The 15,095-nt window shown below is 70.4% G+C and carries 11 protein-coding genes; 1 reads left to right on the forward strand and 10 read right to left on the reverse strand.

All coding sequences use genetic code 11. The annotated features are described in order from the left end of the window. Positions 1 to 20: 20 nt before the first annotated feature. Both nadD and ACWEFL_RS06750 read right to left on the reverse strand, forming a co-directional pair. On the reverse strand, positions 21 to 644 hold the full coding sequence (nadD, locus tag ACWEFL_RS06745) for a nicotinate-nucleotide adenylyltransferase (protein WP_451708400.1): 624 nt from the start codon (positions 642 to 644) through the stop codon (positions 21 to 23). Positions 645 to 690: 46 nt separating this feature from the next. Further along, a complete protein-coding gene (locus ACWEFL_RS06750) occupies positions 691 to 852 on the reverse strand; it encodes a hypothetical protein (protein WP_451708403.1) in 162 nt (53 codons plus the stop codon). Between the two features lie 287 nt (positions 853 to 1,139). Between ACWEFL_RS06750 and ACWEFL_RS06755 the strand changes: the two genes are divergently transcribed. Then, a complete protein-coding gene (locus ACWEFL_RS06755; RefSeq protein ID WP_451708406.1) occupies positions 1,140 to 2,201 on the forward strand; it encodes a M48 family metallopeptidase in 1,062 nt (353 codons plus the stop codon). Between the two features lie 306 nt (positions 2,202 to 2,507). On the opposite strand, the gene ACWEFL_RS06760 is transcribed toward ACWEFL_RS06755, so the two are convergent. The 8 genes from ACWEFL_RS06760 to ACWEFL_RS06795 form a co-directional block, all read right to left on the reverse strand. Further along, positions 2,508 to 3,611: an SCO2583 family membrane protein gene (locus ACWEFL_RS06760; protein WP_451708407.1), complete on the reverse strand. Its 1,104-nt coding sequence runs from the start codon at positions 3,609 to 3,611 to the stop codon at positions 2,508 to 2,510. 700 nt (positions 3,612 to 4,311) lie between these two features. Next, positions 4,312 to 4,950, reverse strand: a complete 639-nt coding sequence (locus ACWEFL_RS06765; protein WP_451708410.1) for an SCO2584 family spore wall biosynthesis protein — start codon at positions 4,948 to 4,950, stop codon at positions 4,312 to 4,314. 101 nt (positions 4,951 to 5,051) lie between these two features. After that, the gene (locus ACWEFL_RS06770; RefSeq protein WP_451708412.1) at positions 5,052 to 6,344 is read right to left on the reverse strand and encodes a glutamate-5-semialdehyde dehydrogenase; all 1,293 of its coding nucleotides are present in this window, start codon (positions 6,342 to 6,344) and stop codon (positions 5,052 to 5,054) included. A 240-nt stretch (positions 6,345 to 6,584) separates the two neighbouring features. Next, positions 6,585 to 7,163: a hypothetical protein gene (locus ACWEFL_RS06775; protein WP_451708415.1), complete on the reverse strand. Its 579-nt coding sequence runs from the start codon at positions 7,161 to 7,163 to the stop codon at positions 6,585 to 6,587. A gap of 132 nt (positions 7,164 to 7,295) precedes the next feature. Then, complete coding sequence (gene proB / locus ACWEFL_RS06780; RefSeq protein ID WP_451708417.1) at positions 7,296 to 8,477, reverse strand: glutamate 5-kinase; 1,182 nt, start codon at positions 8,475 to 8,477, stop codon at positions 7,296 to 7,298. Positions 8,478 to 8,799: 322 nt separating this feature from the next. Then, positions 8,800 to 10,911, reverse strand: coding sequence for a hypothetical protein (locus ACWEFL_RS06785; protein WP_451708419.1), 2,112 nt, complete (start codon positions 10,909 to 10,911; stop codon positions 8,800 to 8,802). A gap of 241 nt (positions 10,912 to 11,152) precedes the next feature. After that, complete coding sequence (locus ACWEFL_RS06790; protein WP_451708421.1) at positions 11,153 to 12,652, reverse strand: SDR family NAD(P)-dependent oxidoreductase; 1,500 nt, start codon at positions 12,650 to 12,652, stop codon at positions 11,153 to 11,155. Positions 12,653 to 12,847: 195 nt separating this feature from the next. Beyond that, the gene (locus ACWEFL_RS06795) at positions 12,848 to 14,893 is read right to left on the reverse strand and encodes a glycosyltransferase (RefSeq protein ID WP_451708423.1); all 2,046 of its coding nucleotides are present in this window, start codon (positions 14,891 to 14,893) and stop codon (positions 12,848 to 12,850) included. Positions 14,894 to 15,095 lie beyond the last annotated feature (202 nt).

A 15,095-nucleotide genomic window follows, 5' to 3' on the forward strand; every position in this document is an offset into this window, starting at 1 on the left:
CGGTGCCCCCTCTCCGTGGCTCACTCGCCGCGGTACAACTGGCGCTTGTCGATGTAGCGCACGACACCGTCCGGTACCAGGTACCAGACCGGATCTCCCTTCGCGACCCTCGCCCGGCAGTCGGTCGAGGAGATCGCCAGCGCGGGCACCTCCACCAGGGAGACCTTGCCCTCGGGCAGCCCGTCGTCCGTCAGATCGTGTCCGGGGCGGGTCACGCCGATGAAGTGGGCGAGGGAGAACAGTTCGGCGGCGTCACGCCAGCCGAGGATCTGGGAGAGGGCGTCTGCTCCGGTGATGAAGAAGAGGTCGGAGTCCTCGTTGATGGACCGCAGCTCTCTGAGCGTGTCGATCGTGTACGTCGGACCCGGGCGGTCGATGTCGATACGGCTCACCGAGAACTGGGGGTTGGACGCCGTGGCGATGACCGTCATCAGATAGCGGTCCTCTGCCGGGGACACTACCTTGTGGGTCTTCTGCCACGGCTGTCCGGTCGGTACGAACACCACCTCGTCGAGGTGGAACAGAGTGGCCACCTCGCTGGCGGCCACCAGGTGTCCGTGGTGGATCGGGTCGAACGTCCCGCCCATCACGCCGAGCCGACGCCTGCCGGAAGCGGCACCCTGAGGAACTTGCTGCTCTCCCATGCGTGTAGAGCCTACTGGCACGTCCACGCGGCCCTCCCGGCGCGGCTCAGCGGTCGCGGTTGAAGCGGGTCGTGATCCACAGCATCAGCAGCAGCAGGCAGAGCGCGCCGCCACCGATGAGAAGCGGGCTGAGGCTTTCGTGATTACCTCCCTGCTCAGCGCCTTCGGCGAGAGTGACCAGGGTCGCGGCAGTGCTGGTGAGGCTCATCTTCGGCTGGACCAATCGATCGGGAATCGGGGCGGAGAGACTTCGGGCACATCGTATGCGGGCCGCTCGGGCACGCTCACGCCGACTCAGTCGTTGGGGTTGTCACGGCATAGCCGCGGCGGTGCCGTGCGGCTGGATCCGGTGGAGACCGGGCCGCGCGGTTCCCGTACTCCGAAGTTATCCACAGCCCCCGACGCACTGTGGCACCAGCACCTACGCTGGGGTTTGTCAGGGGGACGAGCCAACCATCGGCAATACGCACCATCGAGGTCAAACAGGGGGCTTGAATGACCGAAAGCAGTCATGAGAACGCGCCGAGCAGGCAGCGCAAGCGCTTCCCGGGCATCTCCTCACGGGCGTACGAACATCCCGCGGACCGCTCGGCGCTGGTCGCCCTGCGCAAGCTCAGCGGATTCGACACCGTCTTCAAGGCTCTGAGCGGACTGCTGCCGGAGCGCAGCCTCCGGCTGCTGTTCCTCTCCGACTCGGTCCGGGTGAGCGACGAGCAGTTCGCGCATCTGAACGCCATGCTGCGGGACGCGTGCTACATCCTGGACCTGGAGAAGGTCCCGGCGATGTACGTCACGCAGGATCCGCGTCCGAACGCGATGTGCATCGGTCTGGACGAGCCGATCATCGTGGTGACGACCGGTCTGGTGGAACTGCTGGACGAGGAGGAGATGCGGGCGGTCGTGGGCCACGAGGTGGGCCATGCGCTGTCCGGCCACTCCGTCTACCGCACGATTCTGCTGTTCCTGACGAATCTGGCGCTGAAGGTCGCCTGGATCCCGCTCGGCAATGTGGCGATCATGGCCATCATCACGGCGCTGCGGGAGTGGTTCCGCAAGTCGGAGCTGTCCGCGGACCGCGCTGGGCTGCTGGTGGGCCAGGATCTGCGGGCGTCCATGCGAGGGCTGATGAAGATCGCCGGAGGCAACCATCTGCACGAGATGAACGTCGACGCGTTCCTCAAGCAGGCCGAGGAGTACGAGGCGGGCGGCGATCTACGCGACTCCGTGCTGAAGATCCTCAATGTGCTGCCGCGCACTCACCCGTTCACCACGGTGCGCGCGGCCGAGCTGAAGAAGTGGGCCGAGAGCCGTGACTATCAGCGGATCATGGACGGCCACTACCCGCGGCGCACGGAGGACAAGGACACCTCGGTGTCCGGCTCCTTCCGCGAGTCGGCCTCGCACTACGCGGACTCGGTGCGTACGAGCGCGGATCCGCTGATGAAGCTGGTCGGCGACATAGCAGGCGGCGCGGGCGACCTGGGAGGCAAGCTCCGCGACAAGTTCACGGGCAACGGTGGGTCCTCGGGCAGCAGCGGGAGCAACGGCGACAGCTGAGCAGGGGCGCGTCCGGCCTCTGATACGGGTTGCGGCGCGTCCGGCCGCTGATCCTTATGCCGGGCGAGGCCGAGACCTGGTCCGACGGCGTCGGAGCGGCAGCGCGCTTCACCGAGCCCGCTGAGGGCGCTCCGGGACGTCCGCCCGGCTTCCCGGCCGGGCGTCCCGCCCGCCGCGCGCCGCCTTCCGCCCGCGGATTCCACCTTCACGCCTCATGCCCGGCTCCGCCCGGCTCCGCATGGCTTCCACAAGGCCCGCCTGGCTCCACACCGCCCGCTGGAGGCTCCTGCCGCCTCGCAGGGCCCGTCAGGGCTTCTTCGCCGGGTGCGTCGGCTGGGCCGAAGGCGACAGGGAGCCGCAGAGGGCCGTCCTGGCCTCACCTGTGGCGTAGGGGTCGGTGCCGGCGGGGCGTCCCGTGGTGGCGCGTCGGCCGGCGAGAAGGGGGTTCAGGGTTCCGGAGGCGTTGTTCGAGCATTCCTGGGGGCCGGCCTGGACGTGGCTGGAGACCAGTTCGGTACGGCGATGGTCGAGATCCTCCCGGTCGAAGCGGAGGTGCAGCTCACGGCGGACGGTGAAAAGGGACGCCGTGTGCGTCCCGCCCCTCGGGATGCCCGCCGTCCCGGTCGGGCGGAGGGCGTAGGTGAAGGTGTGCTTCGACGTCACCTCCAGCGCGTCGGGCCCCAGCTCCAGATAGCTCAGCGCGCCTCGCACCCGGACGTCGGGGTCGGCCAGAGCCACCTTCCGCGGGTCGAAGCGCACCAGCCAGCCGGTGGCCGCGTGGTGGCCGTCGGCGACCGGAGTGGCCATGCTCCGGTCGAACTGTTCCAGCTGGTCCGGATCGAGCAGCACCCTCACCGGACGCACGGCGCCACCGGTGAGCACGTCGGGGTCCAGTGAGGACTCCACCAGATAGTCCTTGGCGATGGTCAGGGCGTTCATCACCTGGCTCTCGGAGAAGTTCCGGGTGCGGCGGACACCGGGGAGGTTGATGCCCGAGGCGGCGACGCGGTCCCGCGCCGCGGGGCTGCGCGCGAAGAGGTCGGCGGGGGTTCCGCCCGGGACGGGGCCCTGCGGAACAAGGGGGATCATCGTGATACGCAACGGTTCGGCCCGTCTGGCGGCCGAAGGCTGGTGGGGGTGACGGACGCCCAGATAGATCGCGGTTCCGAACGCCAGGGCGACCAGGAGGACCAGCACCACGACCTGCTTGGAGCCCGTCTTTCCGCGGGGCCGGTCGGGCATCGAGCGCACGGCGCGCGCGTGCTCGCCCATCCGCTCCTGCGCGGAGAACTCCTGAAGTCGCGCAGCCTGTATGAACGATTCGTCGAAGACGACGGATCGGTACTCGTCCTCACCACCGCCGGGGAGCCCCTCGGGTGTCCCCTCAGGCGGGTCTGCGCGCCCGGCCATACCTTCAGGGTAGGTCGGGCGGGGCTGTGGTAAACGCGCCGGTACACGACAAAGTCTGACGAGTTCTCACCAAGTCCGCCGACAACCGTTCGCCGTCGGACCGGGGTTGATCACCGGACGGCCTCGGCACCTGGACGCGAACCGTCCGGGAACGCCCGCGGGGCGGTCACCGAGCGTCTCCCACAGAAGGGGCGAGCGAGCCGCGGGGCGCGCGGGATGGATGCGTCCGGCGGGGTGTCTCCCCGACGAGAGCGCTGGGGCCGCGCTGGTCGGGTGTCTCCCCGACGAGTGGCCCGAGAGGGCGGCTGAGCGTCGTTGGGTGACCGGAAGGGTCGCGCTGCGTGGGTGCGTCGGGTGGGGTGTCTCCCCGACGAGAGCGCTGGGGCGCGCGGGTGCCGGGTTCTCCCCAGCGAGTGAGCTGAAGGGGCGCGCGGGTGTCGAAAGAGAGAGCGCGCGGAGGTCCCGAGGAACGAGGGACCGAGCACGGTCGACCGTCGACACACGCTGAAAGCGCCCCGGAGGGGAACGAGCCCAAAAAGAGGGGCCAAGTGGGCTGGAGGGGCGCGCGGGTGTCGAAAGTGGAGAGTGCGCGGAGGCCGTGAGGTACGAGCGGTCGAGCACGGTCGACCGTCGACACACGCCCAGAGCGCCCCGTGGGGGTCCCCCCGGACGGAGTCCGGGGGAGAACCGAGCCACAAAATTACGGGGTACGGGGGTCGGCCGGCACCGCCGGTGCGGAGTACTCGGCGGAGACCGAGGGGCGGCCGATGCGGTCCCTGAGAGGGGAGCCGGGGGAACCGGGCGGGGCCATTTCCGGGGCGGAGCGGGTCGACTTGGTGGCGTCCACACCGGTCGTCGCGGGCGGGGGCACCTGGTCCTGACGGTTGCCCGAGGCTCCCCGGTAGACCGCGGTGAAGGCCAGCGCGACCATCCCGATGCCCATCAGCAGCGCGAGGACCCAGGCGACCGGCCGGTGCCAGCGGGCGCTGCCTCGGTAGGGGCGCAGGGAGCCGCCGTGTCTGCCGTAGGGGTCGGCGTACTCGTCGTCGAGGTGGGAGCCGTCGTCGTAGGCGCGCTCACGGCCGTACAAGCCGTAAGCGCCGTCGTACGGTTCGTCGTCGGCGACGCCCATTCCCGACCCTGCGCGGGCGGCCTCGGCCTCGGCGCGGGCCTGGGCGGCGGCGAGCAGCCGTTCGACGGCGGTCGGCTCATGTACCTCGGCGGCCCTGACGAAGTCCTCGTCGAACACCACGGAGGCGAAGTCCTCGTCCGCGCCTCCGCGGTCGTCGTCGGGCTCCCAGCCGTCCGGGAACGGCCTGCCCCCCACGTCGTCCGGCACGCCTTCAGAGTAGACGTGAGAAGTGACTTTGGGCAGACGGAAGCAGAAGTCTCCCCGCCGGGGTGACGCGGGACACGGCCGATGACCGTGTCCCGTAGTCGTTACCGGGTGTGACCGTCGCCGGTGACGATGTACTTCGTGGAGGTCAGCTCGGGCAGGCCCATCGGGCCACGGGCGTGGAGCTTCTGGGTGGAGATGCCGATCTCCGCGCCGAAACCGAACTGGCCGCCGTCGGTGAACCGGGTGGACGCGTTCACGGCGACGGTGGTCGAGTCCACCAGCTGGGTGAAGCGGCGGGCGGCGGCCTGCGAGGTGGTGACGATCGCCTCGGTGTGCCCGGAGGACCAGAGGCGGATGTGCGCCACGGCGGCGTCCAGGGAGTCCACGACGGCCGCGGCGATGTCGTACGAGAGGTACTCCGTCTCCCAGTCGTCGGGCGTGGCGGCCACGACGGTGGCCTTGGTCTTGTCGGCGTACTCCAGCACGCGCTCGTCGCCGTGGACGGTCACCCCGGCATCGGCGAGGGCGTCCAGGGCGCGCGGCAGGAAGGCGGCGGCGATGTCCTGGTGGACGAGGAGGGTCTCGGCGGCGTTGCAGACGCTGGGTCGCTGGGCCTTGGAGTTGATCAGGATGTCGACGGCCATGTCGAGATCGGTCGCGGCGTCCACGTACACATGGCAGTTGCCGGTGCCGGTCTCGATGACGGGGACGGTGGACTGCTCGACGACCGTACGGATCAGGCCGGCTCCGCCGCGTGGGATCAGGACGTCCACGAGGCCGCGGGCGCGCATCAGCTCGGCCACGGACTCGCGCGACTCGCCGGGCACGAGCTGTACCGCGTCGGCGGGCAGGCCCGAGCCGCCGACCGCGTCCCGCAGGACCCGTACCAGGGCGGTGTTGGAGGAGTACGCGGAGGACGAGCCGCGCAGCAGTACGGCGTTGCCCGACTTGAGGCAGAGGGCGGCGGCGTCCACGGTGACGTTCGGCCGTGCCTCGTAGATGATGCCGACGACGCCGAGGGGGACGCGGATCTGGCGGAGGTCGATGCCGTTCGGGAGGGTCGAGCCGCGCACGACCTCGCCGACCGGGTCGGGCAGGGCGGCGACATCGCGTACATCGGCGGCGATCGCGCGCACCCGCTCGGGGGTGAGGGTGAGCCGGTCGATGATGGCCTCGCTGGTGCCCGCCTCACGGGCGCGGGCGACGTCCTCGGCGTTCGCCGAGACGATCTCGGCCGTACGGACCTCCAGGGCGTCCGCCATGGCGAGCAGGGCGTCGTCCTTCGCCGAGCGCGGCAGGGGCGCGATGTCCGCGGCGGCGGCACGCGCCCGGTAGGCGGTCTGGGCGACCGGGGAGAGGTTGTCGTACGGGGAGAGCCGCGAGGACGTCGTCATACCCGCAGGGTAATGCGCGCGCCGCGGCCGTCCGGCACGTATTCCGCACTCCGAGACGAAAACCTGCAAACCGCCGACCGGCGGTGCGGCGCTCGACGGACCGGAAGGCCAGGCGAGGCCGGGCGGGGAAGACGAGCCGGGCGGGGCCGGGCGGGAAGGCGGGGCCGGGCGGCGAGAGGGCGGCCCTGGGAGGGGTGCGGGGCTTAAGACACGGGGCCCGCGGGGCTCGGATAACGGGGCTCAGAAGGGGTGGACGCCGACCGGGGACGCCGGGGGCGGACCGTATCCCTCCGCGATGCGCTGGTGGTAGGTCTGCCGGTCGATGACCTCCAGCCCGACGATGTTCCAGGGCGGCAGCCGGGCGGTCGAACGGTGTTCGCCCCAGAGCCGCAGGGCCACGGCCGCCGCGTCATGGAGGTCGCGGGCCTCTTCCCAGTAGCGGATTTCCGCGTGATCGTTGGCATAGCGGCTGGTCAGCAGGAAGGGGTGGTCGTGGGCGAGCTGTTCGAGACCGCGCCGGACCTCCTTCAGCGGGGCTTCGGCGCCGGAGACGCTGAGGGTGATGTGCCAGAGCTTCGACTGGGCCCGCTCGTCGGCGTGGACGTCCGCGCCGGCGGGGTCGGACGAGGCGGCGCGGAGCCCGGTGGGGGCCGCGCCGAAGTCGGCTCCCGCCTCGACGCTCGTCAGGGTGCGCTCCTCGCCCGCCGCCCTGCGGGCGTTGTCCGCCGCGGATCTGCGGGCGGACTCGCCCGCTGCCCTGCGGATGTGGGGGACGCCATCGTTGCCTCGGGGCATGTCCCCCGGGCGCGCTCGTCTCACCGGCGGCCTCCTGTTTGCATGTGTCGACTTGCCGTCCCCCGCCAAATCCCGAATCAAAGTTGACCAGTCCCGGACGGGACGTGGGGCGGTTTTGGTAAAGGTCCCTGGCGGTTGGCGGGACTTTCAGCCGTTTCAGGGGTGCAGTACGACCAGATCGTCCCTGTGTACGACTTCCCTCTCGTAGGCCGGACCGAGCTCCTGTGCGAGGTCGCGGGTGGAGCGGCCGAGGAGCTGGGGGATCTCCTTGGCGTCGAAGTTGACGAGCCCGCGGGCCACGGCGCGGCCGGCGGTGTCCCGCAGCTCGACCGGGTCACCCGCGGTGAAGTCGCCCTCGACCGCGGCGATTCCCGCAGGCAGGAGCGACTTCCGGCCCTGGACGACGGCCTTGACCGCGCCGTCGTCGAGGATCAGCGCGCCCTGGGGGGTGGAGGCGTGGGCGAGCCAGAGCAGCCGGTCGGCCGAGCGGCGTCCGGTGCTGTGGAAGTACGTGCCGGTGGCGCGGCCCGCGAGGGCGTCGGCGGCGCGTACCGCGGAGGTCAGGACGACGGGGACGCCGGCCGCCGTGGCGATCCTGGCGGCCTCGACCTTGGTGACCATGCCTCCGGTGCCGACGCCCGCCTTGCCCGCGCTGCCGATCTGGACGTGCTCGATGTCGGCCGGGCCGCGTACCTCCTCGATCCTGGACGTGCCGGGCTTCGAGGGGTCGCCGTCGTACAGGCCGTCCACGTCCGACAGGAGCACGAGCAGATCGGCCCGTACGAGATGGGCGACGAGGGCGGCGAGCCTGTCGTTGTCGCCGAAGCGGATCTCGTCGGTGGCGACGGTGTCGTTCTCGTTGATGACCGGGACGGCGCCCATGGCGAGGAGCTGGTCCAGGGTCCGGTAGGCGTTGCGGTAGTGCGCGCGGCGGCTGGTGTCGTCGCTGGTGAGCAGTACTTGGCCGACGCGTACGCCGTAGCGGGCGAAGGAGGCGGTGTAGCGGGCGACGAGGAGGCCCTGGCCGACGCTGGCGGCGGCCTGCTGGCGGGCGAGGTCCTTGGGGCGGCGGATCAGTCCGAGGGGCGCGAGCCCGGCGGCGATGGCTCCCGAGGAGACCAGCACGATCTGCTTCTCTCCCCCGCCGGCCCGTTTCCCGCCGCCGCCCTCGGCCGGGGCGCCGGGGGCGACGCCCATCCTCCGGATCTTGGCGAGTACGTCGACGAGGGCGTCCACGCGGTCGGCGTCGAGCCCGCCCGAGGCGGTGGTCAGGGAGGACGATCCGACCTTGACGACGATCCTGCGGGCCTGCGCTACCTGCTGTCTTGCCACTGTCACAGGCCGAATCTATGGCACGGCGCGGGCCGGACGCCCGCGCATTTCACCCGCTGGACAGGCCGGACCGCCTCGCCGCCGGGCAGATGCGGTCCGCCGTGGCCGGACCCGTCCGCGGCTCGCGTGCCCGTCCGCCGGTGACGAACCGTGTTCGGGTACGGGCCGTGTTCGCGTACGGACCGTGTTCGCGTACGGACCGTGTTCGCGTACGGACCGTGTTCGGGTACAGGCCGAAGACTCCGCGTACGGGCCGCGGGCGGGGAGCGCCGGACGCGGCGGGCCCGTACGGCGGTGTCGCCGTACGGGCCCGCGCACTCCGGGGCGCTCAGCGCGCCAGGGTGTTCTGTGTCTCGCTCGGCTCCCCCGCGCCCGCCGCCGTCCCGTGGCCCGGCGAGGTCCACCGCCGTTCGTCGACGCGCTGCGCGACCGCGGTGTTCCGGGCCTCGGCGCCGGCCTGAAGCGCTGCCACGGCGGAGTCGAAGCGCTCGATCGAGGTGGGACGGTCGGGGCCGAGGAGGTACTCCTTCAGCTCGCGGCGCGCGTCCGCCGTCAGGTCGCGCTCCGGGTAGGCGACCGCGGCCAGCAGCTCGTCCAGTTCGGCGGCGCTGTTGGTGAGGACGACGGCCGCGCGGGCGGCGGTGTTCTGCCGCCGGAATTCCTCGGCGCCGAGTTCTGCGGAGTCGGTCACGGCGTACGGTTTGCCGCTCGCCATGAAGTCCGAGACCACGCTGGAGATGTCGGACACCATGGCGTCCGCCTCGTTGAAGCAGTCGTACAGCTTGGGCTCGTTCCCGGTGACGACCCGGTGTTCCCACCAGCCGGCGGAGCGCCAGTAGGCGTCGTTCCAGTCGGCCCGCAGCCGCTTGATCCGGGCGAGGCGGACCGGGTCGGCGAGGGAGGTCCGTGACTCCTCGGCCTCGTCGCCGCCCGAGCGGCGGCCGGGGCTCGCCAGTGCGGCCAGCTCGGCTTCCAGGGCGACGAGTTCGGCGCGCGCCGCCTCCTGGTCGTGGGCCGCGGCGGCGGCCTCGGAGGCCCAGCGGGGGTCGCCGCGCCGCTCGGTCGCCGCGGCCTTCACCATGGCGGTGATCCGCTGGTGGACGGCCTTGGCCTTCTTGTTGCGGATGCCGGTGAACGGGTGCGGCTTGTAGAGGAGGCGGACCGGCCGCTCGGCGTCGAGCAGTCCGCGGACGATGTTCTCACCGGCGAGCAGCAGGGAGGTGTTGCCGGGGTTGTCGTCCCAGCCCTCCCAGGTGGGGGCGTACAGAATCGTCGGGATGGGGTTCTTCGGGGCGCCCGTGCCGGTCCGGATGGGGGCCAGTTGGGGCCGTCCGACCTCGACGATGTCGTCGTCCCGTACGCCGACGTCGGCCAGGGCGTAGCGGTCGCGCCCGGCGCGTCCGGCCGTCCACACCTCGTCGTAGACCTTGCTGAAGGGGTTGACGCTGGCGAGCTTGTCGCTGTCGCCGTGACCGATGAAGACGTGCTTCATGGTCGGTACGCGCAGTATGTGGATGTTCTTGCCGACGTTGGCCGGGTAGAGCGCGACGCGGACGGTGGAGAGGTCGAGGTTCATCGTGTGGGTGCCGCCGGGGACGCAGAGGACGGGCACCACGGTCGGGTTGAGCCTCGGCACCAGTTCGCGCTCGCGCATGACGATCAGCGGACGCCCGTCGATCTGCTCCAGGGTCTCCAGCCACATGTTGACCTGGTACGCGGACTCGTCGGAGCCGGAGAAGTACAGGACGACGGTGGGACGGTACTCGCGCAGCCAGTTGTTCACGGCCTTCAGCACGGTCGCGGCGGCCGGGACCCGGCGGCTGCGCAGATAGGGCGCGAGGATCGCGGTGTAGAGCAGTCCGAGGGCGACGGTGGCGATGACGCCCGCGTACCCGATGGCGTCCTTGCCGGTGGCCGCGGCGGCGAGGACTCCGGCCATGGCGGGGATGTCGAGGTGGAGCATCTTCTCGCCGGAGCGGTTCACGAGCGCCTTCGGCGGGGCGTCCGGGATGCGGATGGTGTGGAGGTCCACGTTCCGGGTGACGACCGGCAGGGTGCGGCGCAGCCGGATCAGGGTCGACAGGGCTCCGTGGGGCGCCTGGAGGCCGTAGAAGACGAGGAATCCGGCGACGGCCGTGTAGAAGAGGGCGGTCTGGGCCAACTCCTCACGGGCGAGCAGCAGGATCAGCAGCAGCTGACGCAGCAGAAACCGCATCGGCAGTCCGACCTTGACCGTGTTGAACAGGCTGACCAGGCGGCTGCGCTTCTGGTGCAGATACCAGTCCGCGGCGTAGGTCACGGCGCTCGCGGCCGCGAACATCGGGACGCTCGGGAGCAGCGCGGCGATCATGACGCATGGATAGCCGAATGCCATCAGCGCTGCGGCGGCCAGCTGGGAACGGCTGCCGACACGTACCAGACGAATGGCGGTGGAAATCACGTGAAACCTGCTCCAAAGGGTGCCGGTCGATCATTCACAGGGAACGCAAAGGCCGGGTCGCGCTGGGGAAGCGATGGCTTCACAGAGAGCCGGTCCTCTGTTCTTCGAGTCTCTCGTGTCCCGGATTTCTTCAGCGTTTCTGCGTTTATCTTCGGTTTATCCTGGTGATTCCCCGGCGTTTTCACGGCGAGGCGACCGCAGAGTTTCGGGAATGTTTTTCGAGAGATCCCAAGCGGAAAGTCTACACATCCTCCTCGCGGTCGAGGACCGCGGCGAGGGCCTGCTCGAAGCCCGATGCCTCACCGGCGCCACGGGTGGGGTCCTGCTGCCGGACGTCGATGACGTGGCCGGTGAGTTCGGAGAGGAGTACGTCGAGGCTGGTTCTCGCCACGGCTTCGGAGGAGAGCAGGGTGCCGGCGGGTTCGGCGCCGAAGGCCCGGGTGCGCATGGGAGTGGCGGTGCGTTCGGGGTTCACGCAGTTGACGCGGATTCCCTCGCCCGCCCATTCGTCGGCGAGTGCCTGGGTGAGGTTGACCATGGCGGCTTTGGTGGAGGAGTACAGGCTGTACTCGGCGCGGCCGCGCGTGTAGCTGGAGGAGGTGTAGAGAAGGAGCTGGCCTTTGGTCTCCGCGAGATATTTGTAGCTGGCGCGGGCGATCTGGACGGGTGCCAGATAGTTGATCCGCAGGGCTTCCTGAATGGTGCTGTCGTCGGTTTCGGCGAGTTTCCCGATCCGCAGGACGCCGGCGGTGTTGATGACGTAGTCGATGCGGCCGGTCTCGGCGTACGCGCGCGCGAGCGCGTCGTCGATGTGCTCGGGGTTCTCGACATGGGTGCCGGTGGTGGAGCGGCCCAGCGCGTAGACCCTGGCCCCGTACTCCTCCGCCAGGGAGGCGATGTCCGCGCCGATGCCGTACGAGCCGCCGAAGACGACCAGGGTGCGTCCGGCGAGCCGTTCGCGGTAGGCGGCCTCCCCGGCCTGGCGGGGGGCTGCCGTGGACGCGAGTTGGAACAGCTTGTCCGCGATGAAGACGTCGACCGGCTGGGTCACCTTCATGTTGTACTCGTCGCCGGCCACGACGTGGATCGGCTCGTCCGGAAGGTACTTCAGAACGACCGAGCAGTCGTCGGTGGCCTGGAAGTTGGGGTCGTCCGCGGCGATCTCGTACGCCCTGCGGATGGTGGAGAGCCTGAACGCCTGCGGGGTCTGGCCGCGCCGGAGCCGGGAGCGGTCCGGCACGTCGGTGATGAACTCGCCGTCGTCGCCGTGGGTGCGGGTGACGATGATGGTGTCGGCGGACGGGATGGCGACGTCCACGGCCCGGAAACGGCCGAGCGCGTCCACGCAGTCCCGGATCACCCGCTGCGACAGCAGCGGGCGGACCGCGTCGTGGAAGAGGACGTTCAGGTCCTCTCCCTCCTTCAGCCCCTCGCCGAGGGCCGCGATCGCCCGTCGGGTCGTCTCGTTGCGGGTCGTGCCGCCCTCGATGACCCGGCTCACCTTGCCGAAGCCGGCCTTGGCGATGATCTTCTCCACCTCGGGCACGAATCCCGGCGCCATGAGCACGATCACGTCGTCGACGGCATCGGCCTGCTCGAAGATCGACAGCGTGTGCTCGATGACCGCCTTCCCCGCGATCTTCAGCAACTGCTTCGGAATCGCCAGCCCCACGCGTTGACCGGTACCACCGGCCAGCACAACTGCCGTGGTCCGGTACTTGACTTCACGCGGCGCAGACACAGAACGACCAATCCTGAGGTGAGTGGGGGGCGGCTCGATCGTCGCACTCTGCGTGACCGTCTCGCAAGGTGGGCATGGTGCGCACGACACCGTCGGGACACCGTGGGTTCACCTTCCGGCCAGCGAGGTTGACGACCCTCCGACGCATGGAACATGTGATGGACGGCACAGAGTGCCGGTCTTTACCGATGGCGCTCATCGATCCCCCACGTGGAGGTCGAGCCAGTTGGCGGCGTCGTACGCCACCTTGACCGTGATCAGTCGCTGGCCCCGGCGCCGCAGTCTGCGGAGCACCCGGCGGGCCAGCAGCAGAGAGCGCCGCTTGTGCAGCAGCATCTCCGGATAGACGAAGACATCACCCTTCCGGACCACATCGTCAAGGACCCGTCCGACCCGGACCGGCTCCTGATCGGGGGCGTAGCGCAGCCATAGCTCCCAGCGCTCCTTCGCGCTCGCGAGCCGTCCGGCCGCGGCCTCGCAGTCGATGGTGACCGAGAAGCCGCGGGTGCCCTCGCGGGTGCCGTGGAAGATCAGCTCGTCGTCGGCATCGCCGCTGCGGCGCAACGCCAACGACGGTTCACCGGACGGTTCGAGGGGTCCGACCAGACGGCCCGTCAGGATCAGTCTGCGGCCGGAGCGCACCACATCGGCGGCCTCGGCGTGCACGGGACGGACCCAGGAGCGCAGCACCAAGCGCTGCTCGGGCGCGAGCCGGTGCGGTACGAGATGGCGTACGCCGGAGTCGATGGTGAGCCGGTCGGCGACCCGCATCGACTCACGCTGGTCGACGGAGCGGGCCGTCACCTCGGCGCGGCGTCCGGTACGGGGATCGTCGGCGTGGCAGATCCAGTGGCCGTCGGCGAACTCGTCGGCCGCCGGGACCGTGGCCGTGCCGTCCGGCTTCAGCGGATAGACGCGCTCCTCGGCCTTGCCCTCGCGATGGGTGAAGACCAGGCGCAGCCCCGGATGCCGAAGGGCCGCCGCCGCGGGCGCGACGACGGCGACGGTCAGGGAGCCGTCCTTCTCGACGACGCAGTCGGCGAGGGGGGCGAAGGGCTCGGTGCTCGGGGAGAGCGGGGCGGCGGTGCGCCGGAGGGAGCCCGCGCCGAGTTCGGTGAAGAGGTCCGTGTACCGCTCGGCGACGGCGACGGGGTCGAAGCGGCGGGCGTTCCTGATGGCGGCGGCGCCCATCTTCCGGCGGAGCGGCTCGTCGTCTATCAGCCTGAGCAGGGACTCCGTCACCGCGGCCTCGTCGCCGACCGGCACCAGCAGACCGTCCTCGCCGTCCTCGACTATCTCGCGGGGGCCGTAGTCGCAGTCGGTGGTGACGACGGGGAGCCCGCAGCGCATCGCCTCGACGAGGGTCATGCCGAAGGACTCGTGGCGGGAGGTGGAGGCCGCGATGGCGCCCTTGGCCCATTCGGGTTCGATCGGCGAGCGCGGCCCCATCAGCAGGACGCTGTTGTTCAGGCCGAGTCTGTCGACGGTGCGCCGGAGCCTGTTCTTGTCCGGGCCCCAGCCGCAGATGCGCAGGGTCCACTCCGGCCTGACCTCGACGACCTTGGCGAAGGCGTTGATCAGTACGTCGTACTGCTTCTCGCGGGAGAGCCGCCCGGCGGCGACGATGACGTTCCCGCGCAGGTCGGAGGGGGCGACGACCGGCTCGGGGACGCTGTTGGGTATCGACAGCACACGCGTGTCCGGGAGCGGCATCCGCTCCCGCCACACCGCCGCGTCCCCCTCCGAGACCGTGACGAGGGCGTCCATCGCGGCGAGGTGGGGCCGCATCTCGTCGTGGAGCTCCTGCCGGTGATGGTTGTACGTCATGTGCTCCTGGCCGATGAGCACCGCGCCCTCGGGCGCGAAACGGGCGACGTAGGCGACCAGTCCGGGCCGGGTGCCGATGACCACGTCCGCGTCCGACGCTTCGTAGTAGGCGCGGACGCGTTCGTCGGTGAGCCTGCTGTACTCCTTGTACCGGGCCTCGTTGCGGGGGAAGAACTCGGAGGGTTCCTGGTGGACCGGGTCGTTCTTCTCGAAGGTCGGGGACTTGGGCCGGGTGTCGACGAGATAGGCGAGCTTGATGCGCGGATCGGCGTGGAAGAGCGGGACGTCGCGGTGCCGGAAGGCCGAGACGATCTCCACCTCATGACGGTCGGCGAGTACCTCCGCCAGATTCAGCGTGGTGCGGATGGTACCGCCGATGCCGTAGATCGTATGTATGAGGAAGGAGATCTTCATCAAGGCTCCGTTCGCTGTCCTGGGGCAGTGTGGCTCCGCCCCCGGCTCACGACGTCCGCCGTCCGACGCGTCATGACTGCAAGACATCGGCCGGGAGCCGGAGGTTGCGCCGTCTTCCCTATCAATTCTCGCCGTCCCGGTGACGGCTCGCGTCCGCACCGGGTGCCTCTCATGGCGCGGACGGCGGACCGCGCGCGGCAGG

The organism is Streptomyces sp. NPDC004838 (assembly GCF_053600955.1).

Excerpts from the sequence above, each read along its gene's own strand:
- nadD (WP_451708400.1), bottom strand. The coding sequence starts at position 644 with ATGGGAGAGCAGCAAGTTCCTCAGGGTGCCGCTTCCGGCAGGCGTCGG.
- ACWEFL_RS06750 (WP_451708403.1), bottom strand. The coding sequence starts at position 852 with ATGAGCCTCACCAGCACTGCCGCGACCCTGGTCACTCTCGCCGAAGGC.
- ACWEFL_RS06755 (WP_451708406.1), top strand. The coding sequence starts at position 1,140 with ATGACCGAAAGCAGTCATGAGAACGCGCCGAGCAGGCAGCGCAAGCGC.
- ACWEFL_RS06760 (WP_451708407.1), bottom strand. The coding sequence starts at position 3,611 with ATGGCCGGGCGCGCAGACCCGCCTGAGGGGACACCCGAGGGGCTCCCC.
- ACWEFL_RS06770 (WP_451708412.1), bottom strand. The coding sequence starts at position 6,344 with ATGACGACGTCCTCGCGGCTCTCCCCGTACGACAACCTCTCCCCGGTC.
- ACWEFL_RS06795 (WP_451708423.1), bottom strand. The coding sequence starts at position 14,893 with ATGAAGATCTCCTTCCTCATACATACGATCTACGGCATCGGCGGTACC.